The sequence below is a fragment of the Janthinobacterium sp. DSP2-3-3 genome, from assembly GCF_049897325.1.
GTDB lineage: Bacteria > Pseudomonadota > Gammaproteobacteria > Burkholderiales > Burkholderiaceae_D > Janthinobacterium.
Genome location: NZ_JAFCWA010000010.1, coordinates 93,707 through 113,386, shown reverse-complemented (window position 1 = coordinate 113,386; position 19,680 = coordinate 93,707). Strand labels below are relative to the sequence as shown.

Below are 19,680 nucleotides of genomic sequence, written 5' to 3'. Positions count from 1 at the left end.
GAGAATGGAATGAAGAAGATCGGATGGATTTTGGTCGGCGCCAGCACCGTGGCGCGCGAATGGATGGTCGACGCGATTCGCCAGCAGGGCGACGCGGAAGTGCTGGCCTTGGTCAGCAGGGACGCCACGCGCGGCGCAGCCTTTGCCGCGCAGTTCGGTATAGCCGCCAGCTATACAGACCTGGATACTGCGCTGGCGCACCCGGGCGCGGACGCCGTGTACATCAGCACCACCAATGAATGGCATATGGCGCATACGCTGCAGGCGGCGGGCGCCGGCAAGCACGTGCTGTGCGAGAAGCCGCTGGCGCTGAACCTGGAGGACGCCCGCCGCATGCTGGACGGCTGCGCCGAAGCGGGCGTGGTGCTGGGAATCAACCACCACTTGCGCAACGCCGCCAGCCACGGCAAGGTGCGCGAGCTGATACGCGCGGGCGAGATCGGCCAGCCCCTGTATTGCCGCGTGCTGCACGCGAACAACCTGCCGCAGCACCTGCGCGGCTGGCGCCTGGACGCGCCGGAGTCGGGCGGCGTCACGCTCGACATGTTCGTGCACGATGTCGACACCTTGCGCTTCCTGCTCGATGCGGAACCGCGCCATGTCACCGCCTGCGCGACCAGCGGCGGCATGACGGTGGCCGGGCTGGAAGAGGGTGTGATGGCGGTCATCGAGTTCGACAACGGCACCCTGGTACAGGTGCACGACGCGTTTAATGCGCCGTATTCGCTGTCCGGCGTGGAAATCATCGGCACCGAGGGCACCATTTTCGCCACCGGCGTGATGACGCAGCGTCCCGTCGGCACTATTTGCCTGACCCGCGACGGCGGCAGTGTCGACATCCCCGTCGAGCATGAAAACCTGTATGTGCGTTCGGTGCGCGCCTTCCAGCGCGCCATGCGCGGTGAAGGGCAGCCGGCAGCTACTGGCGACGACGGCATGCGCGCGCTGGCCGCGGCGCTGGCGGCGCAGCAGGCCTGCCGCAGCCACCAGCGCGTGACCCTGGCCGGCTGATAGTTGGCCGCACAAGTAAAAAAGCCGCCTGATCGCAAAATCAGGCGGCTTTTTATTGACTGGCGTCCGTGATTAGTCTTCGCGGCGCAAATGCGGGAACAGCAAGACGTCACGGATGTTCGGCGAATCCGTGATGATCATCATCAGGCGGTCGATACCGATGCCGCAGCCGCCGGCTGGCGGCATGCCGTATTCCAGCGCGCGGATGTAGTCGGCGTCGTAGAACATCGCCTCTTCATCGCCGGCGTCCTTGGCAGCGACTTGCGCCAGGAAGCGGGCCGACTGGTCTTCCGCGTCATTCAACTCGGAGAAACCGTTGGCGATCTCGCGGCCCACCATGAACAGTTCAAAACGTTCGGTGATGCCGGCCACCGTGTCGGAAGCGCGCGCCAGTGGCGACACTTCGACAGGATAGTCGATGATGTAGGTCGGTTCCCACAGTTGCGCTTCAGCCGTCTCTTCGAACAGCGCCAGTTGCAGCGCGCCCAGGCCGGCCGTGGCGAATGGTTTGACGCCGAATTTCTTCAGCTCTTCCTTGATGAATTCCGCATCGTTCAACTGTTCCTGCGTGTAGCCTGGCGCGTACTTGTTGATCGCTTCGACGATGGTCAGGCGGTGGAACGGCTTGGACAGGTCCAGCTCGCGGCCGCCGTAGGTCAGGGAGGCTGTGCCGTGCGCGTCGATGGCGGCCTGGCGAATGACGGCTTCCGTGAAGTCCATCAGCCATTTGTAGTCGGTGTAGGCCGCGTAGAATTCCATCATCGTGAATTCAGGATTGTGACGGATCGACACGCCTTCGTTGCGGAAGTTGCGGTTGATCTCGAACACGCGGTCGAAGCCGCCCACGACCAGGCGCTTCAGGTACAGCTCGGGCGCGATGCGCAGGAACATTTGCATGTCCAGCGCATTGTGGTGCGTGATGAATGGCTTTGCCGCGGCGCCGCCCGGAATCGTGTGCAGCATCGGCGTTTCCACTTCCATGAACTCGTTCTTTTCCATGAAGCGGCGGATCGACGAGATGGCGGCGGTACGCGCCTTGAAGGTACGGCGCGTCTCTTCGTTCATGATCAGATCGACGTAGCGCTGGCGGTACTTCGTTTCCTGGTCGGCCAGGCCGTGGAATTTGTCCGGCAGCGGGCGCAGCGACTTGGTGATCAGGCGCAGTTGCGTGACCTTGATGGTCAGTTCGTCCGTCTTGGTCTTGAACAGGGTGCCCGTCACGCCCAGGATATCGCCCAGGTCATAGTGGTGCAGGGCGGCCATGGCCGCTTCGCCGGTGAGATCAAGGGTGGCGTAGATCTGGATACGGCCGTCGGCCTTCGGGCCGGATGCGTCTTGCAGGGTGGCGAAAGCGGCTTTCTTGCCTGCTTCGCGCTTGAGCATCATGCGGCCGGCCAGCACCACGGTGACAGGTTCGGCTTCCAGCTCTTCGCGCGTCTTGGCGCCGTATTGCGCGTGCAGATCCGCCGCCTTGTGCTCGGGGCGGAAATCGTTCGGGAAGGCGATGCCTTGTTCGCGCAGTGCGGCCAGCTTGACGCGGCGCTCGGCGATGATCTTGTTTTCATCGGGGGCGGCGGCTTGTTCTTGGATATCCGTAGTCATGGTGTTCTTCGTTGGTGATGATTGATGATGTGGTGCCAGCGCTGGCGCCACGCTGGCAAACAGTGCGTCGACGTCGAGTGCGGAGAAATCCGGCACGATGGCAATGACGTTGTCGAAGGTGGCAAACGCTTCGGCTGGCAGGGTGGTGGTGAGCACCACGACGCGCATGCCGGCACGGCGCGCCGCTTCCACGCCCAGGGGCGCGTCTTCAAAGACGATACAGTCTTGCGGCAGTGCGCCGGCCAGCTGGGCGCCTTTCAGGAAAACGTCGGGATGCGGCTTGCCCCGTTCCACGTCGGCGGCGCCGACGATGGCGTCGAAGCGGTGGCGCAGGTCCAGGCCGTCGAGCGTGAATGCGATGTTCTCGTTCGGCGCGGCCGTGCCCACCACCAGCCCGACGCCGGCCTGGCGCGCGCTGGCGATCAGCTGATCGAAGCCGGCCACCGTGGCCAGATGCGGGCCATACAGTTCGCGGTAGACGACTTCTTTTTCAGCCAGCAGGGTAACGTGATCGGCATCCTCACCCAGGTACTTGGCGATGATTTCGTGTCCCTGCCGTCCTGCCGTGTCGCGGAAAAAGGCGTCCGCATCCAGCGCATGGCCGTGGCGTTCAAAGAACGCCAGCCACGATGTCGTGTGGAAGGCCATGTTGTCGACGATGGTGCCATCCATGTCGAACAGGAAGGCACGCCGGGCTGGAACGGATACATTCATCCTTACACGCCTTGCTTGAGCGAGGCGGAAATGAACTCGTCGATGTCGCCATCGAGCACGCCTTTGGTATTGCCCGTCTCGAAGCCGGTGCGCAAGTCCTTGATGCGGGACTGGTCCAGCACGTAGGAGCGGATCTGGTGACCCCAGCCCACGTCGGTCTTCGAGTCTTCCAGCTTTTGCTGTTCGCTCATGCGCTTGCGCAGTTCATGTTCGTACAGTTTGGCTTTCAGCATTTCCATCGCTTCGGCGCGGTTGCGGTGCTGCGAACGGTCGTTCTGGCACTGCACCACGATGCCGGTCGGCGCATGGGTCATGCGGACGGCGGAGTCGGTTTTATTGATGTGCTGACCACCAGCGCCCGACGCGCGGTAAGTATCGACGCGGATATCGGCCGGGTTGACGTCGATCTCGATCGAATCATCGACTTCCGGATACACGAACAGCGACGTAAACGAGGTGTGGCGGCCGTTGGCCGAGTCGAATGGCGACTTGCGCACCAGACGGTGCACGCCCGTTTCCGTGCGCAGGAAGCCGTAGGCGTGATCGCCCTCGACCTTCAGGGTGGCCGTCTTGATGCCGGCTACCTCGCCGTCGGATTGCTCCAATATTTCGACCTTGAAGCCCTTGCGCTCGCAATAGCGCAGGTACTGGCGCAGCAGCATCGAGGCCCAGTCCTGGGCTTCCGTACCGCCGGCGCCGGCCTGGATGTCGATGAAGCAGTTGTTCGGGTCCATCGGATTGTTGAACATCCGGCGGAACTCCATGCTTTCGATGACCTTGCGGATTTCCTGCACGTCCTGCTCGATCGCTTCGAGCGTCTCGTCGTCGCCTTCTTCGCGGGCCATGTCGAACAGGTCGCGGGTGTCGCGCAGGTCGGCATCGGCCTTGGTCAGCGTGAAGACGATGGCTTCCAGCGCCTTCTTCTCTTTACCGAGGTCCTGGGCGCGCTTGGGATCGTTCCAGACGGTCGGATCTTCCAGTTCTTCGTTGACTTGCTCTAGTTTCTCCGACTTGACAGTGAAGTCAAAGATACCTCCGAAGTTCGGCTTCACGGACCGTCAGGTCGTTGAGCAGGGCGGAGATGATATTGATGCGTTCGGCTTCCATAATGTTCTGGTCTTCTATGGTGAAATCAAACCTTGGATTATACGCGAGCGCGGCGCGTTTCCGCTGCCGCTGCGGCGCAATTGCTGTTGCACAGGGCAATAAAATGACGATTTTGCTGTATTTACGACAATATTTTTGCCTTGAAGATGGCTGCCGTGCTGCGTATGATGCTGGCGATATTGTCTTTCCACAGGAATACATCATGCTTCAACTCCCCCGTCTTGCCCTGTTACCGTTGCTGCTGGCCGGCTGCGGCGCCTTGCCGCCCGCCGCCACCGGGCCTGCCCGGGCGCCATCGGCCGCGCCGGCCGGCAGCAGCGCCACCCTGGCCCTGCTGGAGACGACGGACTTGCACGCGAATGTGCTCAGTTATGATTACTACAAGCTGCAGGCGGAGCCTTCGATCGGCCTGGAACGCACGGCGGCCCTGATCGCCCAGGCGCGTGCCGAATTTCCGAACAACCTATTGCTCGACAACGGTGACACCATCCAGGGCACGGCGTTGGCCGACTACCAGGCCCTCGTCAAACCGCTGGCCTGCGAGCAGACCCTGGCCATCTACAAGGCCATGAATTTGCTGAAGGTCGATGGCGGCGGCATCGGTAACCATGAATTCAACTACGGCTTGGCGTTCTTGAGCCAGGTGACGGGCAACCGCTTCGATGTCGACAGCGTCGATGCGGCCAAGCCCCGCTGCGCCGGCCCCGCATTCCCGCAAGTGCTGGCCAACGTCTACAGCGTCAAGACGGGCAAGCCCCTGTTTGCGCCATATCACATCATCGCCAAGCAAATCACGGCGACCGGCCCCGATGGCAAACCGGTGACGAGCACCGTGAAGGTGGGCATCATCAGCTTTGCGCCGCCCACCATCATGGCTTGGGACAAGCGCTGGCTCGAAGGCAGGGTCTATACGCAGGGCGTGCGCGAGACGGCGGAAAAATTCATCCCCGAGATGCGCGCCAAGGGCGCCGAGCTGGTGGTGGCGATCTCGCACGGCGGCCTGGATGACAGCCCGTACTCGCCGACCATGGAAAACGGCAATTACTACCTGTCGCAAGTGCCGGGTGTGGACGCCATGCTGATCGGCCACTCGCACCAGCTGTTCCCGAACGCCACCAGTACGGTGCCGCAATTTAACCTGCCCGGCGTCGACAAAGTCAAAGGGCTGGTCAATGGCGTACCTACCGTGATGGCCAACCTGTGGGGCAAGCACCTGGGCGTGATCGGTTTGCGCCTGCGCCACGACGGCCAGCAGTGGGTCATCGACAAGAGCGCCACCACGGTGGAAGCGCGCGGCATCCAGAATGCGGACAAGAGTTATGTCGCGCCCGATGCGGCCATTGCCAAGCTGGTGGCCGAGGAGCACGCTGCCACTATCGCCTATGTGCAGACACCGGTCGGCGCCACGGATTTCCGCATGTCGACGTATTTCGCCGACGTGGGCGATGTCAGCGCCATCGAGGTGGTGAACCAGGCGCAGGCAGGCTACCTGGCCACGTATGTCAAGGCGAACTTGCCGCAGTACGCGCATTTGCCCGTGCTGTCGATGTCGTCGCCGTTCAAGAGCGGCTCGGCCGGAGTGTCCGATTACACGGACGTCAAGGCGGGCAATGTGGCGCTGAATAATGCGGCCGACCTGTATTTGTATCCGAATGCGCTGTACGGCGTGAAGATGAATGGCGCGGAGCTGAAAGCCTGGCTGGAACAGTCGGCGCAGCGTTTCAACACCATCGATCCGCACAAGGCCGCGCCGCAAGAGCTGGTCAACACGGCCCATCCTAGTTACAACTTCGACGCCATCACCAGTGCCGACGTACGCTACCAGATCGACGTCACGCAGCCGCCGGGCCAGCGCATCAAGGCGCTTACCTACCAGGGCAAGCCGGTGGCCGCGGCACAGGAATTCCTCATCGCGACAAATAACTACCGCGCCAGCGGCGGCGGCAATTTCCCTGGCCTCGACGGCAGCAAGACGGTGGTGGCCTCGCCCGACAACAACCGCGAACTGCTGATTGCCTACGTCACGCAGCAGAAGCACCTGACGCGCGCGAAAAACGGCTCCGCGCGCAGCTGGACCTTCGCCAAGGTCGCCACGCAAGGCCCGGTGGTGTTTCATTCTGCGCCGAACGTGATCGACCTGGCGAAAGCGGCCGGCATCACCAATGTGACGCAGTTGAAGGCCGATGATGGCGCCGGCAAGGGCTTTGCGCTGTACCAGCTCGACCTGTCCAAATGAAGCTGGCGGCATGGCTGCTGGCAGTTGCTTTTGCGTCGCCCCTGGCATCGGCGGCACCTGATGTCACGGCCCGGGCCAAGGCCTTGATGCGCGCAGGAGAAGCGTCCCAGCCGCAGGCGCGCGCCCTGTTCGAACAGGCGGCGGGGCAGGGCAGCGGTCCTGCCGCACATTACCTGGGCCTGATGCTGAAAAACGGCATGGGCGGGCCGCAGGACAGCGCCGCCGCGCTGCGCTGGCTGGAGCTGGCGGCCCGGCGCAACGTGGCGCCGGCCATGTTCATCGTGGCGAACATGCTGCAGGACAGCGACGAGGCCAGGGCACGTTACTGGCTGGACGCTGCCTGCGACCTCGGCTACCCAGAAGCGCTGCAGCAGAAATCCGTGGCCCTGTCCGAGGGGCGCATGGGCTATGCGCACAACGAGGAGCAGGCGAACCTGTACCTGAAAATGGCCACGCACGCGATGGGGCACCGCCCGCCCGAACCTTAGTACACCTATCAAAACCTACTGCGCGTCGCGATTGACGACCTGCGATGCTCACTGTACCTTCGTACAGTTGCGCTTCTCGGTCGCAACTCCCTTCCGCTCGCGACGGTTTTGTTAGGCGTTGTTAAGCTTTGTCTGCTGTTTTCGGCTTGGCACGCAAGCCGGCCGCCGCCTCGCCGATGGCGAACGGGTCGCGCGACAAGATGGCTGCGCCCAGGTCGACCAGCCTGGCCGCTGCGGCTATGGCGGCCTTGATGTCGCTGATGCGCTTGAGCTGCAGCTTGCCCTTGGCGATGGCGCCCTCGATATCGCCGCGCGCCTGCTCGGCGCCTTCGGCGGTCAGGTAAATGCCATACGCGCGAAACAGGGCTACCATCTGGTCCAGGTGGTTTTCATATTGTTCCAGCAGCGCGCGCTCGTCCGGCGCCAGCGCCTCGCGTTCGCGGATGCGCAATTCCAGCACCAGGTTTGACGCTTGCGCCAGGCTGTCGGCGATGGCGTAGCTTTGATCTTTCGTCAGTTCGGTCAGTGGGGCCATGGGATTCTCCGGTGGGCCTGTCATTTACCAGCGGGCCGGGGCATAGAACGCCGCTTGCCGCTGCAGCGTGGCGACGTCGCGTGCAAACTGCGCCAGCTGCCGCTGCAGTTCGGGCGCCTGCAGGCGGTCGAGATTGGCCCGCAGCGCAGCCACACTGGCTTGCAGCGCATCGACGGCGGCGACGTACGCGGCGACGATCTTTTCCCTTTCCTGCAATTGCCGGCCTTCCAGGTGCAGACGTGTGCGGATGTAGTTGGCGGCCAGCGGTTCGCGCGGCGCGGCCTTGTCGACGGCGCCGCGCAGCAGGTCCAGGTCGCGCAATTCATCCTGCAAGCCGGCACGGTAGCTGCGCTGGGCATATTCCTTGAGCGCATTGCTGACAATATCGACGGCTTCCTGCTCGTCGAGCAATTCGCGCAAGGCCGATTTCTGCAGGCGCTGCGTGGCCAGGCGGCTCAGGTGTTCGCTCAATTTGACGACCTTGGCCAGCTTGTCGGCATCGAGCAGTGGCGCGCCGGCGCCCGGCTGTGCCAGGCCGCCCAGCGCATCGCCGAGTCCGCCAAGCTCTTCCTGGTAGTCAGGCAGCTTGGCATCGGCCAGCGCCGCCAGGGTGTGCGCATAGCGCAGCAGGACGTTGTTCAGGCTGGCGACCGATGCGCTGGCCTGCGCGATGGCGGCGCAATCGGCGCGCGCCGCCTGTTCACTGGCTTGCGCATCGAAACGTTCTGCCAGGATCAGACGCTTGCGCATGGCCTTGTCCATGCAGCTGTGGACGCCGCCCGCCAGCATGGGTTCGAAGTGGACCGACATTTTTTGCGTCTGTTCGGCGAAGGTGCGCACGGGCGCCAGGTCGGTAGCGCAACCGCCCAGCAGCAGGCTGGCGATGGCGCCAAGTAGCAAGGGAAAAAGGGACGAGTTCGACGGGCGCTGCATATGGCCTCCATGCGGTAGCAGTGGCTGATTGGACCGGCGCGCACGCGCTGGCATGGCCGACCTTAGCATGCTGAGCCGTGGCGGTATTGCGCCAGATCAGCGGCTTTGTAAATCGCCGAGCTCGCCTGCTTGCCTGTCGTGTTTTGCCACGGATTGTTGTCCGATGGCACCGCTGCGCCAATTTGCTTCATATTTTCCTTACAAAAGACTGACATCTGGCCAGCAACTGCGTCTTTTCCGCATGTTGCGACGCGTCATATGTAGTTGTTGCTGGTGCATGTTTACTCACCTACAATGATTTATCGATGGGGCGGTTATCCAGCGTACGACTATAAAAATAAGTGGCATTAAAAACGTTGTATCAGAGGAGATGACAATGAATTTGAAACAGAAATTGCTCGTGGCAAGTTTGGTTTTGGGTTTCTCGCAGGCGGCAGTCGCAGCCGACCCCATCAAGATCGGCGTGTCCGGTCCGTTCACGGGCGGTTCCGCGCCGATGGGCGTGTCGATGCGCGATGGCGTCAAGCTGGCCGTCGCAGAAATCAATGCCAAGGGTGGCGTACTGGGCCGTTCCTTGCTGCTGATCGAGCGCGATGACGAAGCGAAGAACGAACGCGGTGTGCAGATCGCCCAAGAACTCATCAATAAGGAAAAGGTCGCCGCCACCGTCGGCTACATCAACACGGGCGTCGCCCTGGCTTCCCAGCGCTTTTACCAGGAAGCGAAAATTCCCGTCATGAACAATGTGGCGACGGGCTCCATCGTCACCAAGCAATTCGCCGACCAGCCGGAAAACTACATCTTCCGCAATGCCGCCAATGACACCATCCAGTCCGGCATGATCGTGCATGAGGCGATCGAGAACCGCAAGTTCAAGAAAGTGGCGATTCTGGCCGACTCCACCAACTATGGCCAGCTGGGCCGCGAAGACCTGGAAAAGGCGCTGGACAAGAAGGGCATCAAGCCCGTTGTCGTTGAAAAATACAACATCAAGGACGTCGACATGACGGCCCAGTTGTTGAAAGCCAAGCAGGCGGGTGCGGAAGTGGTGCTGACCTACGGCATCGGCCCGGAACTGGCGCAAATCGCCAACGGCATGGAAAAACTGGGCTGGAAAGTGCCGCTGATCGGTAGCTGGACCCTGGCCATGGGTAACTTCATCGACAACGCGGGCAAGAACGGCAATGGCACGCGCATGCCGCAAACCTTCATCCAGGATGCCAGCACGCCGAAACGCAAGGCCTTCATCGACGCCTATGTGGCCGCCTACAAGCCATCGGGCGGCCGCATGCCATCGGCCGTCTCGGCCGCGCAAGGTTACGATTCCATCTACCTGCTGGCCGCCGCATTCAAGCAGGCCGGCGGTACGGACGGGCCGAAAGTGCGCGCTGCGCTGGAAAGCCTGAATGAAAAAGTGGAGGGGGCCGTCACCACCTACAACAAACCGTTCAGCAAGACCAACCATGAAGCGATCACGGCCGAGCTAACCGTGTTTGGCGAAGTCAAGGACGGCAAAGTCGTCCTTGCCAAATAAGTCCGGCTAATTTCAACTAGCCGCGAAATGGCCAGCCTTGAGGAATCAGGACTGGCCATTTTTTCATCGTTCGTCTTCCGGGGAATACCATGGAAATCTTCCTGCAGCTTGTCTTCAGCGGCGTAGCGCTGGGCATGATTTACGCCGTCATCGCCTTCGGCTACCAGCTGACCTTTGCCACTTCCGGCACCCTCAATTTCGGCCAGGGCGAATCCCTGATGCTGGGCGCGCTCGTGGGCCTCTCCCTGGTGGGCACCATCCATGGCGGCCCGTACATGAGCTATTTGCTGATGGTCCCCATCGTCATCGTCTTCGGCGCCTTGCAGGGCGTGTTCGTCGAATGGATAGGCGTGCGGCCCGCCATCAAGATCAAGTCCGAATTCGGCTGGATCATGTCGACCATCGCGCTGGCCATCATTTTCAAGAACGTGGCGGAAAATATCTGGGGCAAGGATGACCTGATGTTCCCGTCGCCGCTGTCGGCCGCGCCGTTCCAGGTGTTTGGCGCCAATGTGCAGCAGATGCAGGTAGCCGTCATCGTCGGCGCGCTGGCCATCATGCTGGCCGTCGAAGTGTTCAACCGCAAATCGATCTACGGCAAGGCAGTGGTGGCAACAGCCAACGACCGCGACGCGGCCGGTCTGATGGGCATCAACACGGGCATGGTCATCACCTTTTCCTACGCGCTGTCGTCGGCCACGGCCGCCTTTGCGGGCGTGCTGGTGGCGCCGTTGACCTTGACGGGGGCCACCATGGGCGCCTCGCTGGGCTTGAAAGCGTTTGCCGTGGCCATCATCGGCGGCCTGACGTCGGGCATGGGCGCCATCGTCGGCGGGCTGATACTGGGCATCGCCGAGACGACCACCGGCTATTACATTTCCACCGGCTACAAGGAAGTGCCTGGCCTGCTGTTGCTGCTGCTGGTGCTGGCCATCAAGCCGTCCGGCCTGTTCGGCAAAGCCGCGATCAAGAAAGTCTGAGGATTACATGAACAAGAAAATCACCATGCTGGCGCTGAGCGCGGCGGGCCTGGCCGCGCTCGCGCTGTTCCCCATCGTCATTCCGAACCCCTACTACATCCACCTGGCCGAGACCATTCTGATTTACGCCATCCTGCTGTTCGGCCTCGATATCGTCGTCGGCTACACGGGGCAGGTGTCGCTGGGCCACGCGGGCCTGTTCGGCATCGGCTCGTACGTCACGGGCGTGCTGGTGTTCAAGCTGGGCTTGTCGTTCTGGTTGGCCATCCCCGCCAGTATCGTGGGTGCGGCGGTGTTTGGCGCCATCCTGGCCTTGCCGGCCCTGCGCGTGACGGGGCCCTACCTGGCCATGGTGACCCTGGCTTTCGGCACCATCGTGCAAATCCTGATCAATGAAATGAGCTTCCTGACGGAAGGCCCGATGGGCATCAAGATTCACAAGCCCGTCCTGTTCGGCCACAAATTGAGCGAAGTGGAGTACTACTACATGGTCGCCGCGCTGATGGTGGTCTCGCTGGTGGTGGTGCATCGCATTTTAAAGTCGAACCTGGGGCGGGCGTTTGAAGCCTTGCGCGACAGCCCGATCGCCTCGGATTGCATGGGCGTGTCCGTGTACCGCTATAAAGTGTATGCGTTTGTCATCAGCGCCGGTTTTGCGGGCCTGGCCGGCAGCCTGTACGCGTATTCGGAGGAATATATCTCGCCCAATACCTACAACTTCGAGCTGACGATTTTGTTCCTGCTGGCCGTCATCATGGGCGGACGCAAGACGCGTTCGGGCGCTTTGATCGGCGCGCTGATCGTCGTCATGCTGCCCAGTTTGCTGGCCGACATCGAGTTGTTCCGCAAGATCGCCGTCAGCGCCGCCGTGCTGGGCGTGATCGGCTCCGCCTTCATGCTGGCCAAGAAGCGTTCCACCGTGCGCGGCGTGCTCGTGCCCCTGGTCGCCACCATCGGCCTGGCTGCATTTTCCTACAAACTGGAAAACATGGTTGACTGGCGTTTGACCATCTTCGGTCTGATGACTTTATTTGTCGTGTATTACCTGCAGGACGGCATCGTCGGCTTCCTGATGAGCTTTATCGGCAAGGGACGGCGCCATGTGCAGGCCGTCGCCTCGCATGGCGTGGCGCCGTTCGAGCACGCTCAGGGCGGCCAGCGTGGCGAAACGCTGCTGCGCGTGGACCAGGCGCTGATGCAGTTCGGCGGCTTGAAAGCGCTGAACCAGGTAGACCTGAGCGTCACGCAAGGCTCGGTGCACGGCTTGATCGGGCCGAACGGCTCGGGCAAGAGCACGATGATGAATGTGTTGACGGGGATCTACAAGCCGACGGCGGGCAAGGTGGAATTTGCCGGCGCGGTGATCTCCGGCCGCACGCCGTCCGAAATCGCCCTGGGCGGCGTGGCGCGCACCTTCCAGAACGTGCAGCTGTTCGGCGAGATGACGGCCACGGAAAACGTGCTGGTGGGTTTGCACAACACCTTCAAATCGAATGTGCTGGACGTGATGCTGCACACGCCGCGCTACAAGCGCGAAGAGAAGGCGGCGCGCGAGCGGGCCGCCAGCATCCTCGAGTTCGTGGGCCTGGCCGACCTGGCAAACGAAGAGGCGCGCAATCTGCCGTATGGCAAGCAGCGGCTGCTGGAAATCGGCCGCGCGCTGGGCCTCAATCCCCGCCTGCTGCTGCTCGATGAACCGGCGGCGGGCCTGACGGCGCCCGACATCAAGGAGTTGATGGCCATCATCCGCAAGATCCGCGAGCACGGCATCACCATCATCCTGATCGAGCACCACATGGATGTGGTGATGGCCCTGTCGGACGTGGTGACGGTGCTGGACTTTGGCCAGAAGATCGCCGAAGGCGCACCCGCGCTTGTCCAGAGCGATCCGAAAGTGATCGAAGCCTATTTGGGCGGCAGCGCCGACACCCTGGCGCCAGCGGCGCACTGAGAGGAAGACCATGCTGACGATTCATAATCTGCACGCCGCCTACGGCAAAGTCGAAGTCTTGCACGGCATTTCGCTCGATGTCCCGAAGGGCAAGCTGGTGACCCTGATCGGCTCGAACGGCGCCGGCAAGACCACCACCATGCGCGCCATTTCCGGCATGCTGAAACCGAAATCGGGCACCGTCACCCTGGGCGGCAAGGATGTCACGGGGCTCGACTCGCACCGCATCGCGCGCGCCGGCCTGGCCCATTCGCCGGAAGGACGGCGCGTGTTCGCCTCGATGTCGGTGACGGACAACCTGCTGCTGGGCGCTTTTCCCCGCTTTACGCGGGCGCGTCCGAAAGGCGATATCAAGGGCGACCTGGACAAGGCCCTGGAGCTGTTTCCCCGCCTGAAGGAGCGGCGCGACCAGCTGGCCGGCACGCTCTCGGGCGGCGAGCAGCAAATGCTGGCCATGGCCCGCGCCGTGATGCTGAACCCGGAAGTAATCCTGCTGGACGAGCCGTCGATGGGCCTGGCGCCCATTCTGGTGGAGGAAGTCTTCCGCATCATCACGCGCCTGAAGGCCGAAGGCGTGACCATGCTGCTGGTGGAGCAATTCGCCGCCGCCGCCCTGAACGTGGCCGATTACGGTTACGTGCTGGAAAACGGCAGTATTTCCGTGCACGGCCCGGCCGAGAGTTTAAAGAACGATCCGAAGGTGATAGCGGCTTACCTGGGTGGCGGGCACTGACGCGAGCTGACAATGCGCTTGCTGCGCATTGTCAAATCCTCTGCATTGCGCAATCTAGCGGGGGCAATGCATTGGGTAAAAATGCAAAACGTGCCCAGAGAACGTCTTGCCAATAATTACGAATGGAGCAATCGACGGCGAATCAGTGCTTCCAGGTCACGGCTGGTATGGGCAATCATATGAACATAAATGATAGCGTTATGTCCGTGCTCGATAATGATGCGATTCTGACCGGCCAACAGTTGACGGTGGGTGGTCAAATGAAGGTCTTCAAGTTCAGGCACAAAGGCGCCTTTATTGTTCCAGTCTTTGAGGGAATTGACTTCAGCCACAATCTCCTGAGTCACCTTCTTGGCAAAAGTAAGGGATTCGTTCTGCTTCAGATAGGAGCGAATGTCTTGCAAATCGTTTAGGGCGTATTGAGTCCAAATGATTTTCATGTGCTGAATCAGTTTTCGTCGTCTTCAGCTTCCAGAAGAGCCACAACGTCATCATGATCAATTACTTTGCCTTCCTCAATCTGCTTACGGCCAAGAGCAAGGATGCGGAGCATGGCAAGTTGATCTTGAGTCTTTTGATAGCTAACAGCGTCTTGAACAACTGCCTGAACTCTGCCGTTTACAGTGATGGCGACTGGGTCATGCGTTTCCAGCACCTGTTTGACCACGTCGCTGGTGTTCGTCTTCAAGTAGCTAATTGGTTGAATGTTCAGAAAGTTCATACTGCCCTCCATAAGTAGGCAGACCGATGATAGCATCGGATAGCTAAATTAAGTGCCAAATTTACTTGGCTGCACATTTTCCTTGCTTCGAGCGCAGCCTGTAGGCATCAGTGTTTGGTGGGTTTGTCCTGCTGCACCAAAATAAACGGGCTGACGACGACAGCCCACAGGGCCGCGTCGGCGGCTTGCCAGTCCAGCGCCTGTTGGTCCGACACCTTGGCCACTTTGCCATCGGCCATCCATTGCGTGATGGTGGTTTTGTCGTCGTGCGAGATGCGCACGGCCACTTCGACCAGATCGAGTTCATTGGCGACCCAGACGACATTGCCCTGGGCGAAGTGCTTTTCCAGTTCGCTCCAGGCCAGGCGTGCCGTTTCGCTGTTCACTTTGAGGCGCAGTTCGGTGTCTTTTTCAGGATTGGTTTGCATGCGAAATATCAAGTTGCGGTGAGTCGGGTGCCATTGCGCGCGCTTTATTTGCCTGGCAAGGCTTCCACGTGCGGCGTCGGCGTACCCCGCCATGTTAACCGATAGGCGGCGCCTTTGCGAACATTCCCCACCAGGGCAGGGCGGAAGCAGGCCAGGTTGGTGCCGCTGGCGTGCCGGACGCTGGGGAAGATGACGCCCATGGAACCGGCTTCGAGCAGGATGGCGGCCAGGTCTTGCGAGGCGATGTAGCTGGCCGGATCGAGGCAAGCCTGGTAGCGTTCCTGGCCGCGCAGGTCGTGGAAGCTGGCGGAAAAATCGGCCAGCAGCGATTGGTAGCTGACGCTGTCGTCGAAATAATCGATTTCCTGGTATTCCACGGTCTTGTGGAAAATGATCTCGGCCAGCGCCGTTTTCATGTCGAAGGCGCAATACCAGGCACCCCGTTCGCCATCGTTGAAGCGCGCACCTTCCGGCCGGGCGTAAGTGTAGGCGGCGTTGATGATGCGAAAGTGCGGCACGCCAAAAACCAGCTCGTCCACGCCAATGCCTGGCGCGCCGCCATACTCGGCCACCAGGCGCGCATTCGTCGCGTTATCGAGTTCAAACAGCTCGCGCAGGTGATCGTCATCTTCGGCCAGGGGCGCCAGCACGGAGTCTTCCATGTCGGCGAAGCGTGAAGGAATCAGGCGGCAAGTGTCGATCTGGCGCAAGGCGGCCAGCGGCGGCAGGTGGTCATTGGCGATGGCAGGCAAGATTACAGCCCTCCGCGGCGTGCATCGAGCAGCTTGCGCACCGTCTGCATGGCCAGCAAGCCGCCGGCCAGCATCTGCGACAGAGGCGTGCGTCCGCCAAACACGGGATTTTTGTTGGGCAAGCTCACCCATTCGTCGGCCAGTTTGTCGCCGTACAAAATGTGCAAGGCCTTGTAGATGCCCAGCAGATAGGAAATGCGTGTGATGCGGTCCACTTCCAGCACGCGGTCCGGGTGCTTTTTCCACTCGTAGTAGGCGCTGCTGGACAGGCCGCCCAGCAATTCGCGCGCATCGTCGTCGCGCAACTTCCAGGCGGCGGCCAGCTTGAAAAACCCCTTCAGTGCCGCCTGCGACAATCGCTCGCGCTCGGCTTTGGCGTTCAGGTCGACAAGTACCGCCGGCTCGAAGCGGCTCTTGGGGTAGGCATAGGCAAGATTCATAATGGTCTCCTTTTATGGATTAATATTACTCCTTTTTTGGAGATATTGCTATCCTCTTCCCAATGTGTGTGCCCACGCCCCTTAGTCAAAGAATTGCATGTCGGCATAGGGCACCGTCCGGCAGGCCGCCAGCCGTTGCGCCAGGCCACCCGCATGGGCTTCCAGTTGGTGGCCGTCCGGATCGAGAAAATACAGGGAATCACCGGCGCTGCGGTTTTGTTGCCATTCCACCACGCCGGCGGCGCGCAGGCGGGCGGCAAAGGCGGAGAAGTCTTCCTGCGAGATGGAGAAGGCATAGTGCGTGTAGGTGCCGCTCGTGCCGTTGGTCGCCCCGGTATCCAGCGACAGGCACAGCCACAAATCCCCGGCCGACAGATACGCACCCCTGTCCCAGCGCGCATGCAGGCGCAGGCCCAAAGTGTCGCGGTAAAAGACGATACTGCGCGCCAGGTCGCGCACGGACAGGGTGAGGTGGTTCAGGCCGGTCAACATGGTGCTGTTTTTAAATGGTGTGTTGGTTGGTTCCAGCTGCCGCTGTGGTTTGATGCGATATTGTTCCACGTAAGCATGAGACACAGCAATAAAACCACAAACGTCGCAACACCTGACAGTACCGTAGCGAGCGGAAGGAAGAGGTGGTCGAGAAGCGCAGCCGTACTTTAGTACGGTGAGCATCGCAGGCCGCCTATACCGACGCGTAGTAGCTTGTGTCAGGTGACACTACGCAGGCTCGGCGTGCTCTACCATGAGTTGCACCTTGGTCGTGCCATTGTATTCATTCGCATCGAGGCGGAAGGCCACGCGCGTGCGTTCGCCCAAGGCGTCCGTGTGGCCGAACCAGATGGCGTCGAAGCGCACGCCGTTCTTTTCCAGCAGCAGCTTCAGATGGCGCTCTTTCAGGATGCGCTGGCTGACGACGCGGAACTCGTCGCAGAAGACGGGTGGGGAGAAGCCCTGGCCCCACACCTGGCCATCCATCAGCTCGATGAAGGCTGTCGTGTAGTAGGCGTCTTCCAGCGGGCCGTCCGTTTCCACGACCCGTTCCAATTGCTGCTGGCTGAGCCAGGCCTGGCCCACGGCTTCGAAGGCCTTGGAAAACGCGTCGAAGGCGTCTGCGCGGATGGTCAAACCCGCCGCCATGGCGTGGCCGCCGAACTTGTCGATCAGGCTGGGCGCCCGTTTCGATACGAGGTCGAGCGCGTCGCGCAAGTGGAAGCCGGGAATTGAGCGGCCCGAACCCTTGATCCAGCCATCAGCGCCCGGCGCGAACGTGATGGTCGGGCGGTAAAATTTTTCTTTCAGACGCGAGGCGACGATGCCGATCACGCCCTGGTGCCAGGATGCATCGAAGACGCTGATGGTGCTGCTGTTGGCCGGCTCGAAATCATCGAGGTGCAGCAGGGCCGTATCCTGCATTTCCGCTTCGATTTCACGGCGCTTCAGATTAATGTCGTTCAATTGCTGCGCCAGCGCCCAGGCGCGGCCTTCGTCGTCCGTGATCAGGCATTCGATGCCCAGCGACATGTCTTGCAGGCGGCCGGCCGCATTCAGGCGCGGCCCCAGGGCAAAACCCAGGTCGAACGGCGTGGCGCTACGCGCTTCGCGGCCCGCCACGCGGAACAGGGCGGCCACGCCCGCGTGCATATTGCCCTTGCGCATGCGTTTCAAACCTTGCGCGACGAGGATGCGGTTGTTCGTATCGAGGCGCACCACGTCAGCCACCGTGCCCAGCGCCACCAGGTCGAGCAGGTTGTCGAGCTTGGGCTGCGTTTGCGCATCGAAGATGCCGCGTTGGCGCAGCTCCGCGCGCAAGGCCAGCAAGACGTAAAACACCACGCCCACGCCGGCCAGGTGTTTGCTGGGAAAACCGCAGGCGGGCTGGTTCGGATTGACGATGACAGCCGCGTCGGGCAGGGTGTCGGCCGGCAAATGGTGATCGGTGACGACCACCTGGATGCCGCGCCGGTTCGCCTCGGCCACGCCGTCAATGCTGGCGATACCGTTGTCGACGGTGATGATGATGTCGGGCGACTTTTCGCGGGCCGTCAGTTCGACGATTTCCGGCGTCAGGCCGTAGCCGTACTCAAAACGGTTGGGCACGATGAAATCGACGTCGGCGCCCATGGCGCGCAAGCCGCGAATGGCGACGGCGCAGGCGGTAGCGCCATCGCAATCGTAGTCGGCCACGATGACCATGCGTTTCTTGGCGGCAATCGCGTCGGCCAGGAAGACGCCGGCCGCGCCGATGTGCAGCAAGCCGGACGGCGGCATCAGGGCCGCCAGTTCGCTCGACAGTTCCTTCGCATCGGACAGGCCGCGCGAGGCGTACAGCCGGGCCAGCACGGGGTGGATGCCGCCCTGGCGCAGCAGTTCGGATTCGCGGTAAGGGCAGGGACGGGTGGCGATGCGGGTACGGGTCATGATGCTTTCAACTTGTTCAGGGTAATTGCGCGCCAGAATTTGCGCTGCGCATGCTTGCTGGTGCTGCAAGCTAGCCAGGCGTCGCGGTGGCTCAGTACCAGGCGCAACTGGCCCAGGCGGCCATCTTTCAGGGCCGCCAGCAGGGGCACGAACCAGTCTGCTTCCAGTGCCTGCAACTGTTGCAGCCACATGCCCCATTCCTGGGCCTGCGCCGCTTCGACCAGGCCGCCCAGTACGACGATCGCGTCGGATTGGTCTGCCAGCACACTGCTTGGACTGGCATGGCGCCGTGATGGTTCCGCCAGCGCCGCCAGCCAGCCGGGCGCGTCCTTGGTATGCAGGCTGGCGGCGCAGCGCGCAGGTGCCGGTGCAGATTCCGCCGTGGCCAGGCTCCCGCCCCAGATCCAGAAGGAGTTGATGGCTTTCAAGCCCTGTTCTTCGCGCGCCGCGTTGACGGGATGTTCATGCCACAGCATCTGCACTTCGTTCTGCAGGCGGCGCGCGGCGCGCGCGTGCTCGCCTTCCGGCATCCAGACGGACAGGTCTTGCGTGGTGGCGCCGTCCGGCGTGGCGCACTGCAAGTCGCTCCAGGCGTCGGCGCGCATGAACCAGGTGCCCGCGTCGCCATACGCCAGGGGCTGGCCGATCTCGTCGAAATAGGGGGCCGCAATGTCAAACAGGGCGCGGCCATCGGCCTCGCTCAACTTGAGCTGGCGCAAGTCTTCCAGGCTGATATGGCTGCGGGCGATGGCCAGGTGGGCCGGATGCAGCAGGAAATAGCGCGCGCCCGATTCCGGCGTCAAGCCGTAGCCGCGCATGGCCCGGGCCGCAAAGGCCGCCTGCGTCGCCTCGCCGTTGGGCGCGAACGCCAGGCCCAGCGCGTGCGCCAGCCACGCTTCGTGCGGCAGCAGGCGGTTGGTATTGTCAAAAGTTTCCAAATTACAATTGGAAGTGCGCGACAACAGGGCCGCCAGGGCGGGCGCCTGCAAGACCTTGAGCAGGTCGGCAGCCAGTTCTGCAGTGGGCAAGGCGAAGGGCAGGACGAGGGTAAGTTGATTCATCCCGAGATTGTAGGCGATTGTGGCCATGCCAGA

20 protein-coding genes and 1 pseudogene are annotated in these 19,680 nt (G+C 61.9%); 7 read left to right on the top strand and 14 right to left on the bottom strand.

Translation table 11 applies throughout. The features are described 5' to 3' along the window. Positions 1–9: 9 nt before the first annotated feature. On the top strand, positions 10–1,011 hold the full coding sequence (locus ACP7DE_RS20055) for a Gfo/Idh/MocA family protein (protein WP_426073721.1): 1,002 nt from the start codon (positions 10–12) through the stop codon (positions 1,009–1,011). 72 nt (positions 1,012–1,083) lie between these two features. On the opposite strand, the gene lysS is transcribed toward ACP7DE_RS20055, so the two are convergent. From lysS to ACP7DE_RS20035, 4 genes and pseudogenes are all read right to left on the bottom strand, one after another. Beyond that, positions 1,084–2,613: a lysine--tRNA ligase gene (gene lysS / locus ACP7DE_RS20050; protein WP_426073835.1), complete on the bottom strand. Its 1,530-nt coding sequence runs from the start codon at positions 2,611–2,613 to the stop codon at positions 1,084–1,086. Positions 2,614–2,778: 165 nt separating this feature from the next. Continuing rightward, positions 2,779–3,327 (bottom strand): annotated as a pseudogene (locus tag ACP7DE_RS20045) (HAD family hydrolase); the annotation flags it as partial. Between the two features lie 2 nt (positions 3,328–3,329). Continuing rightward, positions 3,330–4,434, bottom strand: a protein-coding gene (gene prfB, locus ACP7DE_RS20040) for a peptide chain release factor 2 (protein ID WP_152284547.1) whose coding sequence is annotated in 2 segments (ribosomal slippage) — positions 3,330–4,352 and positions 4,354–4,434 — 1,104 coding nt in all. Because the reading frame shifts where the segments join, the coding sequence is not laid out codon by codon here. After that, positions 4,351–4,638 carry a hypothetical protein gene (locus tag ACP7DE_RS20035; RefSeq protein WP_426073840.1) on the bottom strand — a complete coding sequence of 96 codons (288 nt, stop codon included), beginning with the start codon at positions 4,636–4,638 and terminating at the stop codon, positions 4,351–4,353. Before ACP7DE_RS20035 ends, prfB begins: the two co-directional genes overlap by 84 nt. On the opposite strand from ACP7DE_RS20035, the gene ACP7DE_RS20030 reads away from it, so the two are divergent. Further along, positions 4,637–6,670, top strand: coding sequence for a bifunctional 2',3'-cyclic-nucleotide 2'-phosphodiesterase/3'-nucleotidase (locus ACP7DE_RS20030; protein ID WP_426073720.1), 2,034 nt, complete (start codon positions 4,637–4,639; stop codon positions 6,668–6,670). The genes ACP7DE_RS20035 and ACP7DE_RS20030 overlap by 2 nt on opposite strands. Beyond that, positions 6,667–7,158, top strand: coding sequence for a tetratricopeptide repeat protein (locus ACP7DE_RS20025; protein ID WP_426073719.1), 492 nt, complete (start codon positions 6,667–6,669; stop codon positions 7,156–7,158). The genes ACP7DE_RS20030 and ACP7DE_RS20025 overlap by 4 nt, the downstream gene beginning before the upstream one ends. Before the next feature lie 121 nt (positions 7,159–7,279). Here the strand turns inward: ACP7DE_RS20025 and ACP7DE_RS20020 are convergent, their stop codons facing one another. Together ACP7DE_RS20020 and ACP7DE_RS20015 are read right to left on the bottom strand one after the other, a co-directional pair. Continuing rightward, positions 7,280–7,693 (bottom strand): hypothetical protein, encoded by a 414-nt coding sequence (locus tag ACP7DE_RS20020; protein WP_426073718.1) that lies wholly within the window; start codon positions 7,691–7,693, stop codon positions 7,280–7,282. Positions 7,694–7,717: 24 nt separating this feature from the next. Further along, positions 7,718–8,626, bottom strand: coding sequence for a hypothetical protein (locus ACP7DE_RS20015; RefSeq protein ID WP_426073717.1), 909 nt, complete (start codon positions 8,624–8,626; stop codon positions 7,718–7,720). A 376-nt stretch (positions 8,627–9,002) separates the two neighbouring features. Here ACP7DE_RS20015 and ACP7DE_RS20010 point away from each other — a divergent pair, with 376 nt between their 5' ends. From ACP7DE_RS20010 to ACP7DE_RS19995, 4 genes are all read left to right on the top strand, one after another. Beyond that, complete coding sequence (locus ACP7DE_RS20010; protein ID WP_426073716.1) at positions 9,003–10,160, top strand: ABC transporter substrate-binding protein; 1,158 nt, start codon at positions 9,003–9,005, stop codon at positions 10,158–10,160. Positions 10,161–10,249: 89 nt separating this feature from the next. After that, on the top strand, positions 10,250–11,140 hold the full coding sequence (locus ACP7DE_RS20005; RefSeq protein ID WP_426073715.1) for a branched-chain amino acid ABC transporter permease: 891 nt from the start codon (positions 10,250–10,252) through the stop codon (positions 11,138–11,140). Positions 11,141–11,147: 7 nt separating this feature from the next. Further along, a complete protein-coding gene (locus tag ACP7DE_RS20000; RefSeq protein WP_426073714.1) occupies positions 11,148–13,091 on the top strand; it encodes an ABC transporter permease subunit in 1,944 nt (647 codons plus the stop codon). Between the two features lie 10 nt (positions 13,092–13,101). Next, the gene (locus tag ACP7DE_RS19995) at positions 13,102–13,824 is read left to right on the top strand and encodes an ABC transporter ATP-binding protein (protein WP_426073713.1); all 723 of its coding nucleotides are present in this window, start codon (positions 13,102–13,104) and stop codon (positions 13,822–13,824) included. A gap of 116 nt (positions 13,825–13,940) precedes the next feature. Here ACP7DE_RS19995 and ACP7DE_RS19990 read toward each other — a convergent pair whose 3' ends face one another. From ACP7DE_RS19990 to ACP7DE_RS19955, 8 genes are all read right to left on the bottom strand, one after another. Next, positions 13,941–14,264, bottom strand: a complete 324-nt coding sequence (locus ACP7DE_RS19990; RefSeq protein ID WP_426073712.1) for a type II toxin-antitoxin system RelE/ParE family toxin — start codon at positions 14,262–14,264, stop codon at positions 13,941–13,943. Between the two features lie 8 nt (positions 14,265–14,272). Next, positions 14,273–14,545 (bottom strand): type II toxin-antitoxin system Phd/YefM family antitoxin, encoded by a 273-nt coding sequence (locus ACP7DE_RS19985; protein WP_426073711.1) that lies wholly within the window; start codon positions 14,543–14,545, stop codon positions 14,273–14,275. A gap of 107 nt (positions 14,546–14,652) precedes the next feature. Further along, entirely contained in the window at positions 14,653–14,973 is a 321-nt protein-coding gene (locus ACP7DE_RS19980) for a DUF2288 domain-containing protein (protein ID WP_426073710.1), read from the bottom strand. Positions 14,974–15,017: 44 nt separating this feature from the next. After that, the gene (locus tag ACP7DE_RS19975; protein ID WP_426073709.1) at positions 15,018–15,725 is read right to left on the bottom strand and encodes an RES family NAD+ phosphorylase; all 708 of its coding nucleotides are present in this window, start codon (positions 15,723–15,725) and stop codon (positions 15,018–15,020) included. 2 nt (positions 15,726–15,727) lie between these two features. Then, positions 15,728–16,165, bottom strand: coding sequence for an MbcA/ParS/Xre antitoxin family protein (locus ACP7DE_RS19970; RefSeq protein ID WP_034755432.1), 438 nt, complete (start codon positions 16,163–16,165; stop codon positions 15,728–15,730). A gap of 81 nt (positions 16,166–16,246) precedes the next feature. Next, on the bottom strand, positions 16,247–16,657 hold the full coding sequence (fos, locus tag ACP7DE_RS19965; protein WP_426073708.1) for a fosfomycin resistance glutathione transferase: 411 nt from the start codon (positions 16,655–16,657) through the stop codon (positions 16,247–16,249). 228 nt (positions 16,658–16,885) lie between these two features. Continuing rightward, a complete protein-coding gene (gene recJ, locus ACP7DE_RS19960; protein ID WP_426073707.1) occupies positions 16,886–18,586 on the bottom strand; it encodes a single-stranded-DNA-specific exonuclease RecJ in 1,701 nt (566 codons plus the stop codon). Continuing rightward, positions 18,583–19,647, bottom strand: coding sequence for a hypothetical protein (locus tag ACP7DE_RS19955; protein ID WP_426073706.1), 1,065 nt, complete (start codon positions 19,645–19,647; stop codon positions 18,583–18,585). The genes recJ and ACP7DE_RS19955 overlap by 4 nt, the downstream gene beginning before the upstream one ends. Positions 19,648–19,680 lie beyond the last annotated feature (33 nt).

Coding starts and splice junctions, on each gene's coding strand:
- ACP7DE_RS19955 (WP_426073706.1), bottom strand. CDS start 19,647: ATGAATCAACTTACCCTCGTCCTGCCCTTCGCCTTGCCCACTGCAGAA.
- ACP7DE_RS20055 (WP_426073721.1), top strand. CDS start 10: ATGAAGAAGATCGGATGGATTTTGGTCGGCGCCAGCACCGTGGCGCGC.
- ACP7DE_RS20005 (WP_426073715.1), top strand. CDS start 10,250: ATGGAAATCTTCCTGCAGCTTGTCTTCAGCGGCGTAGCGCTGGGCATG.
- ACP7DE_RS20015 (WP_426073717.1), bottom strand. CDS start 8,626: ATGCAGCGCCCGTCGAACTCGTCCCTTTTTCCCTTGCTACTTGGCGCC.
- ACP7DE_RS20025 (WP_426073719.1), top strand. CDS start 6,667: ATGAAGCTGGCGGCATGGCTGCTGGCAGTTGCTTTTGCGTCGCCCCTG.
- ACP7DE_RS19980 (WP_426073710.1), bottom strand. CDS start 14,973: ATGCAAACCAATCCTGAAAAAGACACCGAACTGCGCCTCAAAGTGAAC.
- ACP7DE_RS20020 (WP_426073718.1), bottom strand. CDS start 7,693: ATGGCCCCACTGACCGAACTGACGAAAGATCAAAGCTACGCCATCGCC.
- recJ (WP_426073707.1), bottom strand. CDS start 18,586: ATGACCCGTACCCGCATCGCCACCCGTCCCTGCCCTTACCGCGAATCC.
- ACP7DE_RS20030 (WP_426073720.1), top strand. CDS start 4,637: ATGCTTCAACTCCCCCGTCTTGCCCTGTTACCGTTGCTGCTGGCCGGC.
- lysS (WP_426073835.1), bottom strand. CDS start 2,613: ATGACTACGGATATCCAAGAACAAGCCGCCGCCCCCGATGAAAACAAG.
- ACP7DE_RS19985 (WP_426073711.1), bottom strand. CDS start 14,545: ATGAACTTTCTGAACATTCAACCAATTAGCTACTTGAAGACGAACACC.
- ACP7DE_RS20035 (WP_426073840.1), bottom strand. CDS start 4,638: ATGATGTATTCCTGTGGAAAGACAATATCGCCAGCATCATACGCAGCA.
- fos (WP_426073708.1), bottom strand. CDS start 16,657: ATGTTGACCGGCCTGAACCACCTCACCCTGTCCGTGCGCGACCTGGCG.
- ACP7DE_RS20000 (WP_426073714.1), top strand. CDS start 11,148: ATGAACAAGAAAATCACCATGCTGGCGCTGAGCGCGGCGGGCCTGGCC.
- ACP7DE_RS19970 (WP_034755432.1), bottom strand. CDS start 16,165: ATGAATCTTGCCTATGCCTACCCCAAGAGCCGCTTCGAGCCGGCGGTA.
- ACP7DE_RS19995 (WP_426073713.1), top strand. CDS start 13,102: ATGCTGACGATTCATAATCTGCACGCCGCCTACGGCAAAGTCGAAGTC.
- ACP7DE_RS19990 (WP_426073712.1), bottom strand. CDS start 14,264: ATGAAAATCATTTGGACTCAATACGCCCTAAACGATTTGCAAGACATT.
- ACP7DE_RS20010 (WP_426073716.1), top strand. CDS start 9,003: ATGAATTTGAAACAGAAATTGCTCGTGGCAAGTTTGGTTTTGGGTTTC.